The 15302-nt window shown below is 31.0% G+C and carries 14 protein-coding genes; 10 read left to right on the top strand and 4 right to left on the bottom strand.

Features of this window, described 5'->3' with window-relative positions:
• Positions 1–60: 60 nt before the first annotated feature.
• The 4 genes from LPB136_RS02120 (at position 61) to LPB136_RS02105 (ending at position 5025) form a co-directional block, all read left to right on the top strand.
• A complete protein-coding gene (locus LPB136_RS02120; RefSeq protein WP_072554556.1) occupies positions 61–765 on the top strand; it encodes a peptidylprolyl isomerase in 705 nt (234 codons plus the stop codon).
• 44 nt (positions 766–809) lie between these two features.
• Positions 810–2399 (top strand): peptide chain release factor 3, encoded by a 1590-nt coding sequence (locus LPB136_RS02115; protein WP_072554555.1) that lies wholly within the window; start codon positions 810–812, stop codon positions 2397–2399.
• Positions 2386–3981: a hypothetical protein gene (locus LPB136_RS02110; protein ID WP_158009585.1), complete on the top strand. Its 1596-nt coding sequence runs from the start codon at positions 2386–2388 to the stop codon at positions 3979–3981. The genes LPB136_RS02115 and LPB136_RS02110 overlap by 14 nt, the downstream gene beginning before the upstream one ends.
• 114 nt (positions 3982–4095) lie before the next feature.
• Complete coding sequence (locus tag LPB136_RS02105; protein WP_072554554.1) at positions 4096–5025, top strand: peptidylprolyl isomerase; 930 nt, start codon at positions 4096–4098, stop codon at positions 5023–5025.
• Between the two features lie 105 nt (positions 5026–5130).
• Here the strand turns inward: LPB136_RS02105 and LPB136_RS02100 are convergent, their stop codons facing one another.
• Together LPB136_RS02100 and LPB136_RS02095 are read right to left on the bottom strand one after the other, a co-directional pair.
• On the bottom strand, positions 5131–6426 hold the full coding sequence (locus tag LPB136_RS02100) for an MFS transporter (protein WP_072554553.1): 1296 nt from the start codon (positions 6424–6426) through the stop codon (positions 5131–5133).
• 98 nt (positions 6427–6524) lie between these two features.
• Complete coding sequence (locus tag LPB136_RS02095) at positions 6525–7358, bottom strand: M48 family metallopeptidase (protein ID WP_072554552.1); 834 nt, start codon at positions 7356–7358, stop codon at positions 6525–6527.
• A gap of 121 nt (positions 7359–7479) precedes the next feature.
• Between LPB136_RS02095 and LPB136_RS02090 the strand changes: the two genes are divergently transcribed.
• From LPB136_RS02090 to folD, 6 genes are all read left to right on the top strand, one after another.
• Positions 7480–8358: an alpha/beta fold hydrolase gene (locus tag LPB136_RS02090; RefSeq protein WP_072554551.1), complete on the top strand. Its 879-nt coding sequence runs from the start codon at positions 7480–7482 to the stop codon at positions 8356–8358.
• A complete protein-coding gene (msrB, locus tag LPB136_RS02085; RefSeq protein ID WP_072554550.1) occupies positions 8355–8831 on the top strand; it encodes a peptide-methionine (R)-S-oxide reductase MsrB in 477 nt (158 codons plus the stop codon). The genes LPB136_RS02090 and msrB overlap by 4 nt, the downstream gene beginning before the upstream one ends.
• Positions 8832–8884: 53 nt before the next feature.
• A complete protein-coding gene (locus LPB136_RS02080; protein WP_072554549.1) occupies positions 8885–9418 on the top strand; it encodes a DinB family protein in 534 nt (177 codons plus the stop codon).
• Positions 9419–9844 (top strand): hypothetical protein, encoded by a 426-nt coding sequence (locus LPB136_RS02075; RefSeq protein ID WP_072554548.1) that lies wholly within the window; start codon positions 9419–9421, stop codon positions 9842–9844. It begins immediately after the preceding gene.
• 77 nt (positions 9845–9921) lie between these two features.
• Positions 9922–11250: a signal recognition particle protein gene (gene ffh, locus LPB136_RS02070; RefSeq protein WP_072554547.1), complete on the top strand. Its 1329-nt coding sequence runs from the start codon at positions 9922–9924 to the stop codon at positions 11248–11250.
• 58 nt (positions 11251–11308) lie between these two features.
• Positions 11309–12184 (top strand): bifunctional methylenetetrahydrofolate dehydrogenase/methenyltetrahydrofolate cyclohydrolase FolD, encoded by an 876-nt coding sequence (folD, locus tag LPB136_RS02065; RefSeq protein WP_072554546.1) that lies wholly within the window; start codon positions 11309–11311, stop codon positions 12182–12184.
• A gap of 138 nt (positions 12185–12322) precedes the next feature.
• Here the strand turns inward: folD and LPB136_RS02060 are convergent, their stop codons facing one another.
• Together LPB136_RS02060 and LPB136_RS02055 are read right to left on the bottom strand one after the other, a co-directional pair.
• Positions 12323–14350: an OmpA family protein gene (locus tag LPB136_RS02060; RefSeq protein WP_162272273.1), complete on the bottom strand. Its 2028-nt coding sequence runs from the start codon at positions 14348–14350 to the stop codon at positions 12323–12325.
• Between the two features lie 10 nt (positions 14351–14360).
• The gene (locus LPB136_RS02055) at positions 14361–15272 is read right to left on the bottom strand and encodes a PorP/SprF family type IX secretion system membrane protein (RefSeq protein ID WP_072554544.1); all 912 of its coding nucleotides are present in this window, start codon (positions 15270–15272) and stop codon (positions 14361–14363) included.
• Positions 15273–15302: the final 30 nt, after the last annotated feature.

Raw genomic sequence — 15302 nt, 5'->3', positions numbered from 1 at the left:
TACAAAAATCAGTCCATAGTTATTTATATTTGCCTATCGAAATTGTAGCTTATCTTTTATATGAAATTCTTAAAACATATTACACTTCTATTAATCATTGCGCTATCAATAAGTTGCAGTAGTGACAAAAAAACGGAAACGAAGAGCGAAACCAAAACGATAGTATTACCTAAAAAAGAAACAAAAAGAGTTCTTAAGGTTGAAGAAAAATCCTGGGATTCTCTAAACAGAAAAAATACTAATCAATTTTTAACTGCCTACGGAAACAAAAATAAAGAGACTAAGGTTTTAATAAAAACCAGTTTTGGGAACATTAAATTACAGCTTTACAACGATACTCCAATACACAGAGCCAGTTTTATTTTCTTAACAAAAATTGGTTATTTTGATAATACGGTGTTTTATAGAGTTGCTAAAAACTTTGTGATTCAGGGAGGTGATTCTGAGGATTTTAAAAAATCGAAAACTCGTTATAAATACGAAAACTACTTACTAAAACCTGAATTCAGAAAAAATAGAAGGCATAGATATGGCGCTTTAGCTTCTGCCAGAGAATGGGATGACAATCCAAATAAACTCTCTACTCCATTTGAATTTTATATAGTTCAGAATAGAAATGGAGCACATCATTTAAATAATGAACACACCGTTTTTGGTCATGTAATTTCTGGGTTTTCTACTATTAATAAAATTGCAAATGTAAAAGTTGGTCCTGGAGAATGGCCAGATGATGACATTCCTATGAAAGTTGAGATTTTAGATTGATAATTGCACTTGTAAATCGTATCTTTGCACACTAATTTTTATACATGTCTTTTTTACAAGAAATACAAAAACGAAGAACTTTCGGAATTATCTCTCACCCAGATGCAGGTAAAACTACCTTAACAGAAAAATTATTACTTTTTGGTGGTGCCATACAGGAAGCAGGAGCCGTAAAAAACAATAAGATTAAAAAAGGAGCTACTTCCGATTTTATGGAAATTGAGCGTCAGCGTGGAATTTCTGTAGCTACTTCGGTATTAGCTTTTATTTACAAAGACAAAAAAATAAATATTCTAGATACTCCAGGTCACAAGGATTTTGCTGAAGACACATTTAGAACTTTAACCGCTGTAGATAGTGTTATTGTTGTTATTGATGTTGCAAAAGGTGTTGAACCACAAACCGAAAAATTGGTGGAAGTTTGTAGAATGCGTAAAATACCAATGCTCGTTTTTATCAATAAATTAGATAGAGAAGGAAAAGATGCCTTTGATTTATTAGATGAAGTTGAACAAAAATTAGGTTTAACAGTTACACCAATGAGTTTCCCTATTGGAATGGGTTACGACTTTAAAGGAATTTATAATATTTGGGAAAAGAAACTAAATCTTTTTTCTGCTGAAAACAAACAAACTATATCTGAAGGAATTGAATTTAACGATCTTTCTAACCCAGAATTAGATAAAATTGTAGGTGAAACAGCTGCAAATACTTTACGAGAAGAAATAGAATTAATTGAAGAAGTTTATCCTGATTTTAATCAAGAGGAATATTTAGCTGGAGATTTACAACCTGTATTTTTTGGTTCTGCTTTAAATAATTTTGGTGTAAAGGAGTTATTGGATGCATTTATTGAAATTGCACCAACACCACAACCTAAAAAAGCAGAAGAGCGTTTAGTAGATTCTAAAGAAGAAAAACTAACAGGATTTGTTTTTAAGATTCATGCAAATATGGATCCTAAACATAGAGACAGATTAGCATTTGTAAAAATTGTATCTGGAACTTTTAAAAGAAACGCTCCATATTTACATGTTAGAAATGGTAAAAAAGTGAAATTTTCTAGTCCAAATGCCTTTTTTGCTGAAAAGAAAGAAATTGTAGACGAATCATTTCCTGGTGATATTGTTGGTTTACACGATACTGGAAACTTTAAAATTGGTGATACGTTAACAGAAGGAGAACAATTAAACTTTAAAGGAATTCCAAGTTTTTCTCCAGAGCATTTCCGTTATGTAAACAACGCAGATCCAATGAAAGCTAAACAATTGTATAAAGGTTTAGACCAATTAATGGATGAAGGTGTTGCACAATTATTTACCATGGATATGAATGGTAGAAAAATTGTTGGTACTGTTGGAGCACTTCAATACGAAGTTATACAATATAGATTAGAACATGAATATGGTGCAAAATGTACCTATGAAAACATTTCTGTTCACAAAGCTTGTTGGGTACAACCAGAAGACCCTAAAAACGAAGAATTTAAAGAATTTAAGCGTGTTAAACAGCGTTATTTAGCAAAAGACAAAGAAGGTAAGTTGGTCTTTTTAGCTGATTCTGCTTTTACTATTCAAATGACACAAAGTAAATATCCAACGGTAAAACTACATTTTACAAGTGAATTTGAGTAGGCAAATAGAAGAGATAAGAAAGAAGAAGCTAAAAACAAGAAAGAAGTATTTTATTACCTCTCTTCTCTTTGTTCTCTTTTCTTTTTTCTCTTTTGGGCAAGATTTGTCAACTTTAAAAGGAACAGAACTTAACAATAAAGTACGTATAAACTTTATTCCGGTTGAAATGCCTACCGATAAATTTCCAGATTTAGATGGAACTATGGGTTTAATGGGTTTGCATTATCAAATTCCTTTTAATGATTGGTTATATGGTGGCGTTGCATTTCATGCCGCAGTTACTGGAGATCAAGGTGGTTTATTTACATTGGGAGCAGAATTAGGTGTACATAAACAATTGTATAAAAACTTATATTTTGATGCAAACTTCCATTTTGGTGGTGGCGGAGGCTATAGATATTTAATAAATGACGGCGCTTTTATAAATCCGAATATTGGTTTACAGTATAAGAAAAACAATTACTCCTTCGGGATACAATACAGTCATCTAAATTTTTATTCTGGAGAAATAAAAAGTAATTCGGTTTCCTTTTTTGTTGAAATACCAAGTGTTTTACGCTTTACCGATTATGACAAAGCACAACAAACTTTTATAGCAAAAAACCTTTCTTCGGATAACTTCTGGAGTAAACCTGCTGTTAAAAACGCACAACAAGTACGTTTCGATTTCTTTTTTCCAAGAGGAAATTCTAAAAAAGATAACGGAGATCCTTTAACAGAAACATTGTATGTCTTAGGCTTTGAATATCAAAAATATGTAAGTGATAACACTTTTATTTTTGCACATACAGATGCCATTTACAAAGGTTTACGTGCTGGTTTCATGGATTTATTTTTAGGTGCTGGTTATCATCCGTATCAATCTGAAAGACTAAATGTTTTTGGAAAATTAGCAATTGGTGCTGCTGGTGGACGTGTTGCTCCAGAAGGTGGATTAATGATTTATCCATCAGCTGGATTTGATTTAAAACTAAGTAAAAACTTAGCATTTAGCGCTCACGGTGGTTATTATAGAGCCATTGCTGGAGATTTAGAAGCATATACTTTAGGTGGCGGAATAAAATATTATGGTTTAAATGGAGGTACAAACTCTAAAGAAGAAACTACTTTTTCTACACGAGGAATACGTTTAGAAATTCAAAATCAGAGTTATTTTGGTGTTGCCAAAACAGATGATGTTTTTAACGCTACTGCAATAGATTTACAATTGATAGCTTTAAAAGGAAGTTTCGATTTTAATAAATGGCTGTATGTAACTGGTGAAGCTAGTTTTGCTTACAGTGGTCGTTCTGGTGGTTATGCACACGGAATGGTTGGTTTAGGAGTTTACAGTCCTAGATTTTTAGATGCTAAAATGCGTGCTTTTGCTGAATTTATGGCTGGAGCTGGTGGCGGCGCAGGTGTAGATACAGATGAAGGTATAATTGTTAAACCTGCAATTGGTTTAAGTTATGATGTAAATAATAGGATTTCAATTTTAGCTTCTGGTGGTAAGTATTATTCGCCATTTGGTAATGTGAATTCTAATATGTTAAGTGTTGGTTTAAGTTTTAACCTATCAACTTTAAAAGTAAAGAACTAAATTTGCGCTAGGGATTGAAGTGGCATCCTTTTACGAAGAATGAGTAAAAGATATAACGGAAAGCCCGCTCGAGCGCCCAAATAAATACAATTTTAAATAGTAAATAAAAGAACAATGAATAACGGAATCTACGCAAAATTCATCACATCTAAAGGTGATATTTTAGTAAAATTAGAAGAAGAAAAAACTCCTGGAACGGTTGGTAACTTTGTGGCTTTGGCTGAAGGGAACTTAGAAAACTCAGTAAAAGACCAAGGAACTCCATATTATAACGGATTAAAATTTCATAGAGTAATTCCAGATTTTATGATTCAAGGTGGTTGCCCACAAGGAACAGGAACTGGAAATCCTGGTTATAAATTTGATGATGAATTTCACCCAGATTTAAAACACGATGCTCCTGGAAAATTAGCAATGGCTAATTCTGGACCAGCAACAAACGGAAGTCAGTTTTACATTACCCACGTTCCTACTCCATGGTTAGACAATAAGCATACGGTTTTTGGTTCTGTAGTTGAAGGGCAAGATGTTGTTGATGCTATTGGACAAGGAGATGATATGTCTGTAGAAATTATTAAAGTTGGTGCAGAAGCTGAAGCGTTTAATGCTGTTGAAGCGTTTAGAACTTTTGAAGGATCTCGTGAAAAACGTGAAGCTGAAGAAAAAGCTAAACAAAAAGAGTTGTTAGATTCTGTTGCTGCCGGTTATAATGAAACTAAAAGTGGTTTACGTTACCAAATTTTACAAAAAGGTGAAGGAAAACAAGCTACAAAAGGCGCTGGTGTTTCTGTACATTATAAAGGGCAATTATTAGACGGAACTGTTTTTGATTCTTCTTACAAACGTAAGCAACCACTAGATTTTAATGTTGGTGTTGGTCAAGTAATTTCTGGTTGGGATGAAGGAATTCAGTTATTACAAGTTGGCGATAAGGCTCGTTTTGTAATCCCTTCTAATTTAGCTTATGGAGCAACTGGAGCTGGTGGTGTTATACCTCCAAATGCAACACTTATTTTTGATGTTGAATTAATGGATGTTAAATAATTTAGATTATTAGATTTCTGGATTTTTAAATTTTCAGAAACTTGATTTATAAAAAAACTCGCAACGATGGTTGCGAGTTTTTTTATGCTTTATCTTTTTATAATCTTACTCTACATACTTAGTTTTCTTCATTGTACTTAAAATTATAAACGATGCTAAAAAGAAAATTGCCATACACAATACAGACCATTGCATAGAATTAGTTAGTGAGTATAAAAATCCATAAACAAAAGTACCTAATACAATTGCTATCTTTTCAGTTACATCATAAAAACTAAAATAAGTTGCATGATCTTCCGTTTCTGGCAGTAATTTAGAATAGGTAGAACGTGTTAAAGATTGTATTGCTCCTTGTACTAAACCTAATAATACACCTAAACCATAAAAATACATTTCTACATTTTCTTGGTTTTTATCTAACATAAAAGCTGCAAAGCAAACCAACATCCAAGTTGCAATGGTAACTTTTAAAGCTGTTATATTTCCCCATTTTTCTGAAAATCTTGAGAAAATAAATGCTCCAGCAATAGCAACAATTTGCACTAATAGAATTGTAATAATTAAATTCATAGCTGGCAAACCTAATTCTGATGAGCCAAAGATTGCTGCCATTAAAATTATAGTTTGTACTCCAATACTTAATAAGAAAAATGAAATTAAGAACTTTTTTAAAGTAGGATAATTCATTGCTTCTTTTGCAACCACTTTTAATTCATGAAAACCTTTCCAAATATAATCATTGTCTGGTTGTTTGTTGTAAATATCGTCAGGTAAACGTTTAAAAGTAATTTGGGCAAAACCAATCCACCAAAGACCTACCATAACAAAGGAAATTCTTGAAGCCATACCAGCTGTTATTCCAAAAGTATCTGGCATCTGTATTAATATTAAATTGATAATCAATAAAATTATAGAACCAGTATATCCATATATAAAACCTTTTGCACTTGCTCTATCTTGTTGCTCTGGAAGTGCTACTTCGGGTAAATAAGCATTGTAAAAAACTAAACTTGCCCAAAAACCTATACTTGCTAATATGGTAAAAATTATACCAACCCAAACAGTATCTATTCCATCGAAAAAATATAAACTCATTACCGATAAACCGCCCATCCAACAGAAAAATTTCATAAATTTTTTCTTGCTACCTGTATAATCTGCAATACCAGATAAAATAGGAGAAATAAGAGCAACAATTAAAAATGAAAATGACAGTGCATAACTATATAAACTGTCTGGATGCTCCCACTCTATTCCAAAAAACCAAACTTTTTCTCCTTCAGTAATAGCTGTATAATACAACGGAAAAACAGCTGTACTAATAACTAAAGAATACACAGAGTTAGCCCAATCGTAAAAAGCCCAACCATTAATTAATTTTTTATCACCTATTTTAAACATACACTTATGTTAATTTACTACTTTACAACAATTTACACATAAAAAAACCATTCTTAACTAAGTTAAGAATGGTTTGCAATATAGTAATTCTATTTTTCTTACTTCTTTGTTGAAGTTGAATTAGCAGCTGTACCTTGTTTGTTAAACTTTGCTGCATATGATCTTGCTGTTGGTAAATAAGCTCTTAAGTCTTTAATTCTTGATTCATTAGAAGGGTGTGTACTCATAAATTCTGGTGGTGCTTGACCAGAACTAGCTCTTTGACTCATACGAACCCAAACTTCAGCAGCTTCTGGTCCATCATAACCTGCCATTATCATAAAAACCAAACCTAATCTATCTGCTTCAGTTTCATGTGTTCTACTAAAAGCTAACATTCCAAGTTGAGAACCTACTCCGTAAATCATATTCCACATTTCAGATTTTTTATTTCCATTAGTTCCAATAGCTACAGCCATACCACCTAATTGTTGAATCTGAGATGACGACATACGCTCTTGACCATGTTTGGCAAAAGCATGTGCTACTTCATGGCCCATAACAGCAGCAACACCATTTGTATTATCACAAATTGGTAATATTCCTGTATAAAAAACTACTTTTCCTCCTGGCATACACCAAGCATTTACGGTTTTATCTTCAATTAAGTTAAATTCCCAACGATAAGAATCTGCTTCTGATTGCATACCATTTGCTCTCATAAACCTGTCTACGGCTGCAGAAATATTTCTTCCAACAGTTTTTATTTCATTAGTCATTGCTGCATCAGTAGACAATTTATTTTCTTCTAAAAATCCTGCATATTGAGCAAAACTAGAAGGTAATATTTCAGCATCACTTACAAAGTTTATACGTTTTCTTCCAGTAATTGGTACCGTACTACATTCAATAAATAAGATTGAGATAAATGCTAAGGCTATTAATTTTTTCATTTATTTTGATTTAAAATTGTTAGAATATCTATATTATTATGACCTCTTTTTAAAAAAAAGTCACTCATAAAATTCGATTTATAAAGTTACAAATTCTATTTTTACCTAAAAAATTTTATTAATGAGTATTTTAGAAAATACAAATACCTTAAAACCTAGTCTAGAAATTCCGAAGTTTGTTAAAGTGACAGGTAAATCTATTCAGTTTATATCTTTAAAGTTAACAACTTGGCTTGCTATAAAATTATTAATTACTCCTATTAAACACGCAACGCCTAAGCGAGAAATTGCGATGGCAAAAAGTGCACAAAAGAAAAAACTTTTTGTGGATGCTATTGATAGAAAAATTCATGTTTTATCTTACGGGTATTCTAAAAAGAAAGTTTTATTAGCACATGGTTGGGCTGGTAGAAGTACACAACTTTTTATGGTTGCTGATAAATTATTAGAAAAAGGTTATATGGTTATTTCTTTTGACGCTCCTGCTCATGGAAAATCTACAGGAAAAACAACCAATATGATTGAATACGTAGAAACAATTAAAAAAATTAATGATGAGTTTGGTCCTTTTGAAGCAGCTGTTGGTCATTCCTTTGGAGGAATGGCAATACTTAACACACAAGCAGAAAAAGCAATTTTTAAATCTTTAGTAACTATTGGCGCGGCAGATATAATTTCTAATATTACAAAACGTTTTATAGCTAATCTAGGATTGAAACCTGTTATTGCTAAAAAAATGACTAATTATTTTAATAAAAAGTTACAAATAAATTTAGATAATTATTCAGCTAACTACGCTGCTAAAAAAGTAGAAATTCCAACTTTGGTTATTCACGATAGTAAAGATGGAGACGTTCCTGTAAGTTGTGCGCATAATATTCGTCAGAATTTAAAGAAGGGTTCTTTACTTATTACAAATGGCCTTGGGCACACCAAAATTTTACGTAATAAAGAAACAATGAATCGAGCCGTAAATTTTATTATTAAAAACAACTTATGAGAAATAGTATCCTATTAATTACACTTAGTTTATTTTTAAACTGTACCCTAAAAGGACAAAATAAATCTGATGAAAAATCTAAGTATCAAATTACAAAAACTGATGCTGAATGGAAAGAATCACTTACCAAGATGCAATATTATGTATTGAGGGAAGCTGGTACAGAAAGAGCTTTTTCTAGTTCTTTGGATAAGAATTACACAAACGGAACTTATAATTGTGCTGCATGTAATACTCCTTTATATTCATCTAAAAATAAATTTGATTCGGGTTCTGGATGGCCTTCTTTTGATAGAGCAATTAAAGGAAACGTTGCATTAGATGTAGATTATAAATTGGGCTATGCAAGAACCGAATTAAAATGTAATACTTGTGGTGGTCATTTAGGTCATTCTTTTGATGATGGCCCGCAAAAAACTACAGGAAAACGTCATTGTATAAATGGTGCTGCACTTAATTTTATTCCGAAGTAGTAAAAAAACCTTAATTAAATTTAGCTATCTTTAGATTTCCAAGACTCATTTATATGAATAAAGAATCTATTGTAAATTTATTAGAAGATAAACACCAACAACTTTTTGATTGGTTAAAAGAACAACCCGAAGATACTTTTGAAAAAGGTCCTGAAGGAAAATGGACAACTGGGCAACATATTGAACACCTAGTTAACTCAATTCAAAAACTAAACAATGCATTAAGTTTTCCTTCATTTATATTGAAATCAAAATTTGGAACTTCAAACAGAGAAGTTAGAACTTATAATGAAGTTGTAAAAAAATATCAAGATAAGTTAATTGTAAATCAAGAAAAAGCAAGAGCATTTAATATTAATGTTAAAACTCCATCAGAAAAAAAATACAAGCAATTACTTTCTACATTAGAAATTCAGAATAAAAAACTACAATACAAAACTCTAAAACTAAAAGATAAAAACTTAGATACATTAATACTTCCGCATCCATTAATGGGTAAAATGCCATTGCGAGAAATTATAATGTGGACGGCTTACCATACTGAACATCATACTACCATTTTAGAAGAAAAACATTCATCTAAATAGATGAAAAAAATAGCAGAAAAACCTCATTTTTTTTTCTTCGGATTAATTCCAGTCAGTATTATTTTAGGGTTCATTTTTAAAAACAATTCTTTAAAAATTGCCTATTATGGTGGAGATTTTTCTATAAATTATTGGAATACATTTCTTATTATGGCTGTTTTTTTCAGTTTAATGGGTTTAAATTACTTCGCTTTAAATTGGGCTAAGAAAAGATCTAAAAAATGGTTAACTATTATTCATATACTGTTTCAGACTTTATCTTTAATTTTATTTGTTATTTACATACTTAAAATAGATAATGTAAAAACTGAAAATGAAGCCGATATCATTAATATAATTTTATTCTGTAGTCTACTTTTATTCGTAATTTCAGTATTTATCCATCTTATTAACTTTATTATAAGCCTAATTTCTAAAGAAGATTAACAAAAAACTACACCTTACATTCTTAAAACTTAGTACTAAGTAGTATATTTGTGTTTCCAAAAAAGAACACAAATTTTATGTTTAATAATTTAAGCGAAAAGTTAGATAAAGCCTTACACACCCTTAAAGGGCATGGTAAAATTACAGAAGTAAACGTTGCAGAAACTTTAAAAGAAGTTCGTAGAGCACTTTTAGATGCCGATGTTAACTTTAAAATTGCTAAAGAATTTACTAAAAAAGTACAAACACAAGCCTTAGGTCAAGATGTATTAACAACATTAAACCCAGGTCAATTAATGGTAAAGTTGGTAAAAGACGAACTTACGCTGTTAATGGGTGGAGACACTGTTGGTATTAATTTAGGTGGTTCGCCAACTGTCATATTAATGTCTGGTTTACAAGGTTCTGGTAAAACAACTTTTTCAGGAAAATTAGCAAACTATTTAAAAACTAAAAAAGCAAAACAAGTTTTATTAGTTGGTTGTGATGTATACAGACCAGCCGCAATAAACCAATTACAAGTTGTTGGAGAACAAATTGGTGTAGATGTTTATGCTGAAGTTGGTAACAATGATCCAGTAGAAATTTCTAAAAATGCAATTGCACATGCAAAAGCGAATAGTAAAAATGTAGTAATTATAGATACCGCAGGTCGTTTAGCTGTAGATGAAGCTTTAATGACTGAGATTTCTAATATTCATAAAGCTGTAAATCCGCAAGAAACTTTATTTGTTGTAGATTCTATGACGGGTCAAGATGCTGTTAATACTGCAAAAGCATTTAACGATTTATTAAATTTTGACGGAGTTGTACTTACAAAGTTAGATGGTGATACTCGTGGTGGAGCAGCATTAACTATTAAATCTGTAGTAGATAAGCCAATAAAATTTATTGGTACTGGAGAAAAAATGGAAGCAATTGATGTTTTTCATCCAGATCGTATGGCAGAAAGAATTTTGGGAATGGGAGATGTAATTTCTCTTGTAGAACGTGCCCAAGATCAATTTGATGAAGAAGAAGCTAGAAAACTTCAAAAGAAAATTGCTAAAAATCAGTTTGGTTTTGATGATTTCTTAAAACAAATTCAGCAAATTAAAAAAATGGGATCTATGAAAGATCTTGTTGGTATGATTCCTGGAGCAGGAAAAGCTATGAAAGATGTAGATATAGATGATGATGCATTTAAAGGTATTGAAGCAATCATTCATTCAATGACTCCAAAAGAAAGAAGCGAACCAACAACAATAAATGCAAGTAGAAAAAAGAGAATTGCAAAAGGTTCTGGTACTAGTGTACAAGAAGTTAATCAATTAATGAAACAGTTTACTCAAATGAGTAAAATGATGAAAATGATGCAAGGCGGCGGCGGAAAGAAAATGATGCAAATGATGCAAGGAATGAAATAAAAAAAGAGAAGCTACGGCTTCTTTTTTGTTTTATAAACACAACATAACAATATTAAAAATGACATTATTAGACGGTAAAAAAACTTCAGCAGATATTAAAGAAGAGATTGCTTTAGAAGTTTCTGAATTAAAAAGAAGAGAGCAAAAAACACCACATCTTGCAGCTGTTATAGTTGGTAATGATGGAGCAAGCTTAACCTATGTAAATGCAAAAGTAAAAGCTTGTGAAAGAGTTGGATTTGAATCTACTTTAATAAGATTGCCTGAAAATACTACTGAAGATGATTTGTTAAATGAAATAAACATTTTAAATATTGATAAAGATGTTGATGGGTTTATAGTTCAGTTACCATTGCCTAAACATATAGATGAACAGAAAATTTTAATGGCAGTTGATCCAGATAAAGATGTTGATGGATTTCATCCAACCAATGTTGGAAAAATGGCACTAAACTTACCTACTTTCATCTCAGCTACTCCTTCTGGTATTTTAGAATTATTAGATCGTTATAATGTAGAAACATCGGGTAAAAATGTAGTTGTATTAGGGAGAAGTCATATTGTTGGAAGTCCAATGAGTATTTTGTTATCTCAAAAGCGTAAAGTTGGTAATGCAACAGTTACACTTTGTCATAGTAGAACTAAAAATTTAGCTGAAATCACAAAAACAGCTGATATTATTGTCGCTGCTCTAGGTATTCCAGAGTTTTTAAAAGCAGATATGGTAAAAGATAATGTAACTGTAATTGATGTAGGAATAACACGTGTAGCAGACTCTAATAAAAAAAGTGGTTTTAGATTAGTTGGAGATGTAGACTTTGAAGGTGTTTCTAAAAAAGCTGCCTTTATTACACCAGTTCCGGGAGGTGTTGGACCAATGACCATTGCAATGTTACTTAAAAACACTTTATTAGCGTGCAGTAGAAAATTTTAATATAGTCAAATTAAAAAAGCCTGATAAAAATAAATGTTATTTTTATCAGGCTTTTCTCTTTAATAAATTAATAAAAAAACTCCAACATTTCTGTTGGAGTTATAAAAGTGAAGAATAGAGGAGGGAATTATTCTCACTCTAATATCTTCCAGGTTTTGGATCAACTTTCTTTAAAGGAACGGCATTAGGATCATTTACTTTTACATTATTTATATTTCCACTAACAATGATAAACTTAGACCTACGGTTTCTTTGATGCTCTGCTTCTGAACATTTATCCATATTAGCATCATTACAGTCATTTAATAATTGACTTTCACCATAACCAATAGCACTTTCTATTCTAGCTGAACTTATACCTCTTGAAACAATATAATCTCTAGTAGATTTTGCTCTATTTGTTGATAATCTTCTATTATAAGCTTTAGTAGCTCTACTATCTGTATGAGATTCAATCTTAATAACCATATTAGGATTATTCTCTAATACTGAAACAATTTTCTCTAATTCATAAGCAGCTTCGTCTCTAATATTAAATTTATCAAAATCAAAGAAAATAGGGTTAATTACAATTTCATTTCCAATAATTAATGCTTCTAAACTTAAATCAGCTTTTAAGACCTTACCATCTTCTTTTGTTCCTGTAACAGAGTTTCTATCAGACTTGTAATTTTTCTTTTCTCCTAGTACAGTATAAGAAGATTCACAAGGAATTTCTGTAAAACTATAAGCACCTTGAGCATCAGACTGTTTAGTTGCAATAACTTTACCTACTGTATCTATAAGTTTTACGGTTGCAAATGGTAATATATTACCTGTAATAGTTTCAGTAACTATACCGTTAAGGCTTTGCATACAAGGTTTTATTGGTTTAGGTGAAATCATGAAACTATAAATATCATCATCTCCTTTACCTCCTTCTCTATTAGAAGAGAAAAAACCTTTATTTTTTTCTTTGTTTACAATAAAAGCAAAATCATCCATTTTACTATTAAATGGTGCTTCAATGTTTTTTACTTTTGAAAAAGAATTATTAGTAATTTTTGATTCAAAAATATCTAACGCACCTAAACCTAAATGTCCATCTGATGAAAAATAGAAAACATTATCTTCACTAATAAAAGGAAACATTTCGCGACCCTCTGTATTAATTTCTTTTCCTAAGTTTGTAGGTACTCCGTAGTTTTCTCCATCAACAGAAACACTATAAATATCAGTTGCTCCTATTCCACCTGGCATATCAGAAACAAAATATAATGTTTTTTCATCTACACTTAATGCTGGATGACCAATAGAATAATCCTTACTATTAAAAGGTAGTTCTTCTACATTTGACCATTTTCCATTTTTTAACGTTGATTTATATAATTTTAAATGAGTTTCACGGTTTTTATCTTTTCCACGACGTCTTCCATCATAATTATCTCTGGTGAAATACATTGTTTGAGAATCTTTAGTAAAGATTGCATTAGCTTCATGGTAACGCGTATTAATGTTACTATTCAATAAATCTTTATCAGATAATTCTAAAATACTTTCATCAGTTGCATCTTCAAATTTTTGAACTTGAATATCCGCTTTATATAGATCTAAAAAAGGCTGACTATTCCATTTATATAACCTATTTCTTGAAGACGCTTTTGGTGATGAAGAAGCAAAGTAAAATTCTTCATTATCTATAAAACCACCAAAATCTGAATACTGCGTATTAATAGATACATTATGTATATTAATTAACTCTTTATCATTATCACTATATGCAGACACATAATCTGGAGTTGATGCTAAATCTTCACTTCTTGTATCATCAGATTTAAGGCTGCGAAATTTTTTCATAATTTCATCAGACTTTTCATAATTTCCATTACTTTTTAATGCCTGCGCATAACGGAAATAATATTCTGGTAAAACTTCAGATCCATAATTGTTAATTAACTTACTATACCATAACTCAGATTCTAAAGCTTGAGTATTATAATAATAAGAGTCTCCTAAACGCTCTAAAACAAGTTTAGAACTATCTCCTTTCATAAAGATTTCTTTATATAAATCTGCAGACTTAGTATAAGCGTATTCTTTAAAATATTGATCAGCAGCATATTTACGTTGTCCAAAACATTGAACAGCAAAAGCTAACATTAATATATATAATAGTTTTGTTTTCATAAAATAAGGGTTAAAAGAATCTTGGTGATTTAACTGGTCCTTCTCTAAATATCTCATAACGTAACATTACTTCATGAGTTCCTGAGTTATAATTACTGTAGTTTGATGTTGTTAAGTCATAAGCATAACCAATGTTTAATCCATCGCTTACTTGAAAACCTAATAATGCACTTATAGAATCGTCCCATCTCCAAGCTAATCCTGCTCTAAACTTTTCATTAAACAAGAAGTTAGCTGAAATGTCTAATGATAATGGTGCTCCTTGTACTCCTTTTAATAATGCAGCTGGTTTAAACTTAATATCATCACTTAAATCAAAAACATAACCTGTTATTAAAAAGAAGTGTAAACGCTCTACAGCTATACTTTCTATATTATCATCGTAATGATCTGTTCTTATAAAGTTTGGTACTGCTAAACCTACATACCATTTTGGTTTATGAAAATAAACTCCTGCTCCTAATGTTGGTAAAAACTTGTTGTTTATATTGGTATTAAACCTTGGTTCTGGACTCTGAAAGGTTCCTCTACTCCAATCTACATTTAATAAACGTCCTCCTAGTTTTAATCCTAAAGCTAAGTTTCCATCCTCACCAGTTCTAATTGTATAAGAAACATTAGCATCTAAATAAGTCTCATGTGAAGGACCTAATTTATCATTCACTAAGTTGATTCCTAATCCAACTCCAGAAAATCCTAAAGGTGTATCATAACTTAATGTTTGAGTATCTGGTGCTCCATCAAAACCAACCCATTGAGTTCTTCCCAAAGCGGTTATTGTGGTATGACCGCGAGATCCTGCATAGGCAGGATTCACGCTCATTGTATTATACATATACTGTGTATACTGTGGATCTTGTTGTGAAAACCCTTCTACTGATATGAATAGTAGTAACAGTGATAGTTTTAAAAAATTACGCATCTTATATAAAGTTTTGTATTGGTTTTATAT

This window comes from Tenacibaculum todarodis (assembly GCF_001889045.1).
In the GTDB taxonomy this organism is placed as follows: domain Bacteria; phylum Bacteroidota; class Bacteroidia; order Flavobacteriales; family Flavobacteriaceae; genus Polaribacter; species Polaribacter todarodis.
Note: the sequence above shows the minus strand (reverse complement) of the source record. Positions and strands in the feature narration are given on the sequence as shown.

Excerpts from the sequence above, each read along its gene's own strand:
- ffh (WP_072554547.1), top strand. The coding sequence starts at position 9,922 with ATGTTTAATAATTTAAGCGAAAAGTTAGATAAAGCCTTACACACCCTT.
- LPB136_RS02055 (WP_072554544.1), bottom strand. The coding sequence starts at position 15,272 with ATGCGTAATTTTTTAAAACTATCACTGTTACTACTATTCATATCAGTA.
- msrB (WP_072554550.1), top strand. The coding sequence starts at position 8,355 with ATGAGAAATAGTATCCTATTAATTACACTTAGTTTATTTTTAAACTGT.
- LPB136_RS02095 (WP_072554552.1), bottom strand. The coding sequence starts at position 7,358 with ATGAAAAAATTAATAGCCTTAGCATTTATCTCAATCTTATTTATTGAA.
- LPB136_RS02105 (WP_072554554.1), top strand. The coding sequence starts at position 4,096 with ATGAATAACGGAATCTACGCAAAATTCATCACATCTAAAGGTGATATT.
- folD (WP_072554546.1), top strand. The coding sequence starts at position 11,309 with ATGACATTATTAGACGGTAAAAAAACTTCAGCAGATATTAAAGAAGAG.
- LPB136_RS02115 (WP_072554555.1), top strand. The coding sequence starts at position 810 with ATGTCTTTTTTACAAGAAATACAAAAACGAAGAACTTTCGGAATTATC.
- LPB136_RS02100 (WP_072554553.1), bottom strand. The coding sequence starts at position 6,426 with ATGTTTAAAATAGGTGATAAAAAATTAATTAATGGTTGGGCTTTTTAC.
- LPB136_RS02075 (WP_072554548.1), top strand. The coding sequence starts at position 9,419 with ATGAAAAAAATAGCAGAAAAACCTCATTTTTTTTTCTTCGGATTAATT.
- LPB136_RS02090 (WP_072554551.1), top strand. The coding sequence starts at position 7,480 with ATGAGTATTTTAGAAAATACAAATACCTTAAAACCTAGTCTAGAAATT.
- LPB136_RS02120 (WP_072554556.1), top strand. The coding sequence starts at position 61 with ATGAAATTCTTAAAACATATTACACTTCTATTAATCATTGCGCTATCA.
- LPB136_RS02080 (WP_072554549.1), top strand. The coding sequence starts at position 8,885 with ATGAATAAAGAATCTATTGTAAATTTATTAGAAGATAAACACCAACAA.
- LPB136_RS02060 (WP_162272273.1), bottom strand. The coding sequence starts at position 14,350 with ATGAAAACAAAACTATTATATATATTAATGTTAGCTTTTGCTGTTCAA.